Below are 6,261 nucleotides of genomic sequence, written 5' to 3'. Positions count from 1 at the left end.
AGTCCTCTCCACTGCTATAAAAGGTTTGTCAATAATTAAATTCTTACTTTACATCCCCCTTTCTTCAGATTATAATTTCCTGGTCCGAATCATACCTAACGGTTAAACCAGACTGCTATACGGTCATATAAGACCAAGGTATCTATTCGGAGTGGCTGGGCTGCCTAATCTTTCTATTAATCATTCAGTGATTAAGCGGAGAGAGAGGCTTACCCAGCCATTCTATTTCTCGCCCGACAAGTAGCATAATCAATCTGCTCACGCAACATATAATAAACAATGTTGGTGCGAGATACCCTAAGATTTAAAAATATTTATCCGCAGGCTAAAGCCTGCGCCTACCATTTTACTGGTTACCGCCCAAGAATTTCTCTATTTAAGTATCAATCCACTAAAGAGGAACTTAGAGTGAAATTTCGGATTGCGAATTGCGGATTGAGGACTTTTGTCTATAAAACAAATAGGAATCAAAATTGTATTGCAAATTTACAGTATACAACAAAGAGAATTTTGAATGATATTACAAAATGTGAATTTGTATCAATCCGTAAAAGTAGGTTTCAAATAAATATTAAGAGTTGAGTGCGCTGGGGAGTTGACATATCGTAAAACTTGAGTAAAATTATTCTATGAAAAAATTACTTTTCGTTTGTTTTACAATTTTTATCTGTGCTCATAGCGAAAGTTATTTTATAGGGGTCTATTATTATCCCTGGTATGATTATAATCGCCACTGGCAGGAAGGATATTTGAGAAAAAAACTTTTGATCTTTCAACCTCCCCTTCTCGGCGAATATTCCTCACGCAGCACTACATTGATACAAAATCATCTAAATTGGTCTTTGACCAATGGGATTGACTTCTGGGTGGTGTCATGGTGGGGACCGAATAGTTGGGAGAATACTACAATTCTAAATTACATCGCACCACAACTTAATGGCAGCAACTTGAAATACTGCTTGTTCTATGAAACAACCGGAAGACTTGGCGACCCACCAATAAATTTTGACAACCCTACAATTTTCAATACTTTCATTTCTGATTTTGTATATATTGCGCAGCATTATTTCAATCAACCAAATTATCTCTTCTGGAATGGTAGACCCGTAGTCTTTATCTATCTCACACGTACTTTTACAGGGAATTATGCGGGCGCTATTGATTCGGTCCGAACATTATTACAGAATCAAGGTTATAATGTTTTCTTAGTTGGTGATGAGGTATACTGGGGAACACCTAATCAAGCGCGCATCGCCTGTTTTGATGCAATAACGAGTTATAACATGCATGGTCCTTCTCAATATGCCGGGTATCCTGCTAATACCAATTTTTTAAAAAATGTCAGTGCTAAATTCAATGAATATAAAAATATAGCCAATTCACTTGGTGTACGGTTCATCTCTAATGCCATGCCCGGATTTAATGACCGCGGAGTGAGGCTTCAAGCCAACCATTATGCAATTCCCAATCAGTATAAACAAACTTGGGACCATACTACAACATTCCGACGCTCACTCATAACATCAAAGATTCATTTAGACAATCAAATAGGCCGATGGCTGGTTATTACTTCCTGGAATGAGTGGCATGAAGATACCCAGATTGAACCAACCATCCTAACCGATACCTGTTCTCGCGATACCAGTTCTACCGGCATTGCTTATACCCAGGGTTATGTTTACAAAGGATATGAATTTGACCTGCTGAATACATTGAACTATATTTTTGGTGAAACCGATAGCATTTTATTTTACACGAGTTTTGAGAATGGAGAACCATTGCCTTTTGCAGATTCTGTTTACTCATCACAGGGTGTAGATGGATATGGTTCTGCCCCGCGGCCGGAGGCAGGACGGGTCACGCAAGAATATGGGGTTCCGGTCCTTACGGGCAATTATTACCTGAGAATTGCAGGCGAAGATATAAGTTCAACCCAGAATTCCTATTGTAAATATCTGCTTTTCGATATTCCGAATATACCTATAGACAAAGCCACCTTTTTGAGTTATTTCATCTATCCCTATCAAAAAATCCATTTGATGTTAGGAATCATTACTACGGATGGGCTTGAATTGCAATATTCTGAGTGTATAGACCAGAATGAAAATTTAATGAACCCGGAAATAAGAAATGAATCAATCGGTAATTGGTGGTATATTGAAGTAGACCTTTATCCTTTGCTGAATAGAGTGATTGACAAAATATATTTTGTTTATGATGATAACCCGAATTCAGAAATCGGAAATTACCGATGCTATGTTGACGATGTCAAAATTCTCACCAAAAAATTAGGGAATGTTCCAATAGGAGAAAGAGAAAGAATGTATAAAATAAAAAGTCCAATAATTAAAACCAATGTTTTTTACGGCAGATTACCAGAAATATTTAAGAGTGGCAATATTAAAGTTTATGATATTGCCGGGAGGGCGGTTAATAAATTAACCAATAATGGTGTTTATTTCGTTCAAAAGGATAAAGTATTACAGAAGATTATTTACTTAAAATAAATTATTCAATTTGCCAAATTGAGCTTCAATAGCAGAATTAAGAATTTTACAACCAATTCTTGATAAAAAGCCCCGGCATTAAACCGGGGCTTCAATTTTAAGTTTTTTTTTTTGCTACCGGGTCAGGACGAATTTCTGGGTAATCATACCATCATCTTTCTCAAGAACGACAAAGTAAATGCCATCAGAAAGTGCTTCAGCCCGGGGATTCCAGTTGAGAACGGACATTCCATTTTTGATTTCAATCCTTGCAACAAGTCTACCATTGATATCATAAACCTTTAAGAAGTTGCTCTTAAGGTTTGTAGGATTGATTTTGAATGTTACCACATCTCGGACCGGATTCGGAATTACTTTCAGCAATTTACTCTGAGCAACATTCTCTTTTTCTGATTCCTCTACAGGTGTAAGTGGAGTATAAAATCCTTTTACCTTAACAACCTGATTGACATAGGAACCACTGATTTGAACAATCGTGATCCAGTAGTTCCCATCACGCGGGTCAAATTCAATACCCCTGATGTTCCAGCCAGGATTTAGGAGGAATTTATTGCCGGTAAATACCGGTGGTGTGCCACGAAATTCAACAACACCAACACTATCAAGTATCTGGCTCGCATTGAACCAGGTTTGAACATTGACAAAAGAATTGCCTAAACTATCATAAGCAAGACAGCGGGTATTCAAATAGCCCTGTATTGGACTATTATATTGAGTTGCAACACCGAGCGTATCACCGATATAAATAAGCTGAGTGGCACCGAGTGCGGTTCTTCTATCCGCATACCACATTGTATTGGGTGGTTTAAAGGCAAGACCGACTGGATAATCCTGGGCAGGATTGCTGAATTGTCTGAGAATTGCACCGGTAGATTTGTCAATCTTCCAGACCATCTTCTGTGGATAATTACAGACATATAGTCGGTCATCATATCTGCTGTAGGTTATATCCACAACACTATCTTCGGGACCGGTGATTACCCCCAGATATGTAACAAAACTATCCGAAGAATACTGCCTTATCTGATTGGAATAAAAGTCAAGGACATATATCCTATCACCCTGACGGTCATAGGCAAGACCATAAATGAATTGGGTGCTCGGAAAATTGGGGAGATACTTAGGACCCCAGATGATTGTACCTGGTGCTACACCTACCTGATAGGAGAAAGTTCTAACCCAGGTACTTTCAGCAGAAGTGAGAACAAGCTGGAAATCAGCAATATGACCAGGCGGGGTTGAGGCATGGACTGATAAATCATAAGGGTCTGAAATATTATTGGCGCTCATTCCTGCATTCATTGTTCCGTAAGTGTAGGTTGAATCGGTAATTGTAATATAAGGTGAAGTGGTTCTCAATTTACCCTGGACATTTGTTGCTACATTGTTTCCGATATTCTTGATATAAGTAACAATACCAGCATACTCACCAGGATCAAGTTTGCCATTGCCATTGTTGTCGTTTACAACCTTGGTGCTATCTAAGGTAAGGAATGGTTTGTTGCTTAAATAAAGGAGTTGGACATCATCGGCGAAGACCTTCGCCAATTGCTGTGCCCCTCAACAAGTATGGGCAGTGGTATCATAAAAAGCAATTTCAATCTTTTGAACATTCGCCGGATTCACACCAGGTAGATTCTGCAACTCACTCGCCAGACTGAATGAATGAGTATGCCAGAGCGAATCATTCACCATAATCAGATGGCAGGTTGGAGTATTCTGCCAAGGACAGGGCGCAGTAAACTGACAGATTCGAGTCTCACCTAAAAGAACACCACTTGAATTACGATAGCCAATTATAACCGCAGCAGCCGCGAAGGTCAATGTATCCGCATTATTATCATAGGCATAGAGTTTTGCCTTGACCGAAAAGGTGATATTATTTACCGATGGAATATCAACAATCTGTTTCACCCGGGCATAACCACTACTCGTCTGTTTTTCTACACGCAGCTCATAATCAGGGTCTGGTTCATAATCGGTAGCACGATCGATGTAGATAGAATAACCTGAAGTATCCTTAGTCCACCCTACACTTATATCCTGCTCAAAATCTCCATTGGTAATAAGATTCTGAGCAGAAGCTGCACTAATAAACAACAGGATTGTTATTATTCCTTTCATTAAGCCCCCTTTCAAAATTTAATTATCAGCCCTCAAGTTTATTTTTTGTTATCTATCACCCCCTTTCTATCTATTTAAACCTCTTATCCTATTCTATCTTAATTACCTTGTATGTCACTGCTTCTGGTAATCGGATAAAATAAACACCGGAACGCAGTTTTGAAAAGTCAAAATAACCGTTATCGGTCCGAGCAATATTCCTGCCGCTGGCATCATATAGATATACAGTTTTCCCTGAAAATTCTGGGAGCACTATGTCTTTTTTGATAATGCTCGGTATCTTTATTTTTGATATCCCTTCTTGTTCTGTTTCTTCAACCCAAACAATTTCAATATCAATATTGCCACGGATATCATACTGTGATGAAATATATTCACTCCAGACATTGAGATAACGATTATTGGCACCGGGAACGACATCAGCATAGTATATATTATTTGTTGACGGTGAAATCCTAAACGCTGAACCAACCTGAAGACCGCTGGTATTGTATTTGACACCCCAAAGCTGATAGATACCGCCTACCTGGTACGAATAGGTAACGAGATAATTTATCCCGTCAAACACAACGCGCGAAGACTTAAAATAATAAACCGGGGAAGCGATTGTAAATGGGCTGCCAATAGGAACACCCGTATTTGAAACTAACAGACCTTTCAAAGTGTATGGTGAACTCGTTTCATTCCAGATGACCATAAAATTAGTCCCACTGTATGCGACATCTACATTATAGATAGCTGCTGAAGCACTGGCTAATTGCAAGGTATCGCTCGCCATAGATCCATCTGGATTTACAAAACGTCCATAGACATGATAAGGTGCTGGAGTACAAACGCCCCAAACCACAAAATATCTCGTCCCGCCCCAGGTGACCGAAGGATAATAGTAGTATTGACTTGTGCCTATTGAAATTTGAATTCCTGTTGGGTCAAGAACCGAACCACCGGGTGTAACCCGGGCGCCGTATATCTGATAAATATTGTTCCGATAGTCATGCCAGACTACAAAATAATTGCCACCCCCAAAAGTTATTTCTGGAGCATATTGAGCAGGGATAGGACCGTCATAATATATATAAAATGCTGAACCTAATGGGTCACAAGTCGGAGTGACACGCACTCCGCGGATATCACCATAACTTCAACATCCCTCACGCCAGACCACAAGAAAGTTTGTTCCGTCATATGCTACAGCCGGTGTAAAACAACTATCCTGAAACTGGAGTTTCCCGTTTAAGTCTATTACAGTCCCGGTTGCCGAAACTCTTGCTCCGTATAAAGCATATATGGGTGAGTTGCGATAATCAGTCCAGAAGACATAATATTGATTGTTGGCAAAGGCAACACAGGGATATACCTCAATTGTATTAAGATTTGTTATAGCAAAATCCGCATTAAAGAGATTTAAGGTTAAAATAGCAATTATATCAACCATAAGACCTCCCCAACTATCTCCAATATTATAATCATCATTTAATATCTGTCAATCTTTACAATCACTGCTGTCGTTTCAAAGCGAAAATGTCACCTTTAACTTCAAAGGTAAAATGTCCCCAGGCGTGGCTCAAACCACGCTCAGAATTGAATCAGAAAGGAGATACCTTGATTTTTAAACAATTTTTGGTCTCGT

General features: G+C 39.1%; 5 protein-coding genes. 1 reads left to right on the top strand and 4 read right to left on the bottom strand.

The genetic code is table 11. The annotated features are described in order from the left end of the window. Positions 1-629 precede the first annotated feature (629 nt). Positions 630-2,507, top strand: coding sequence for a glycoside hydrolase family 99-like domain-containing protein (locus ABIL39_12125; protein MEO0166873.1), 1,878 nt, complete (start codon positions 630-632; stop codon positions 2,505-2,507). 114 nt (positions 2,508-2,621) lie between these two features. On the opposite strand, the gene ABIL39_12120 is transcribed toward ABIL39_12125, so the two are convergent. The 4 genes from ABIL39_12120 to ABIL39_12105 all read right to left on the bottom strand — a co-directional run bounded on the left by ABIL39_12120 (position 2,622) and on the right by ABIL39_12105 (position 6,066). Next, entirely contained in the window at positions 2,622-4,055 is a 1,434-nt protein-coding gene (locus tag ABIL39_12120; GenBank protein ID MEO0166872.1) for a T9SS type A sorting domain-containing protein, read from the bottom strand. Between the two features lie 12 nt (positions 4,056-4,067). Beyond that, the gene (locus ABIL39_12115; GenBank protein MEO0166871.1) at positions 4,068-4,631 is read right to left on the bottom strand and encodes a hypothetical protein; all 564 of its coding nucleotides are present in this window, start codon (positions 4,629-4,631) and stop codon (positions 4,068-4,070) included. Between the two features lie 88 nt (positions 4,632-4,719). Next, positions 4,720-5,751: a T9SS type A sorting domain-containing protein gene (locus tag ABIL39_12110; protein ID MEO0166870.1), complete on the bottom strand. Its 1,032-nt coding sequence runs from the start codon at positions 5,749-5,751 to the stop codon at positions 4,720-4,722. Positions 5,752-5,772: 21 nt separating this feature from the next. Beyond that, entirely contained in the window at positions 5,773-6,066 is a 294-nt protein-coding gene (locus ABIL39_12105) for a hypothetical protein (GenBank protein MEO0166869.1), read from the bottom strand. Positions 6,067-6,261: the final 195 nt, after the last annotated feature.

Source organism: candidate division WOR-3 bacterium, assembly GCA_039802205.1.
In the GTDB taxonomy this organism is placed as follows: domain Bacteria; phylum Hydrothermota; class Tepidihabitantia; order SM23-42; family JAOAFX01; genus JAOAFX01.
Note: the sequence above shows the minus strand (reverse complement) of the source record. Positions and strands in the feature narration are given on the sequence as shown.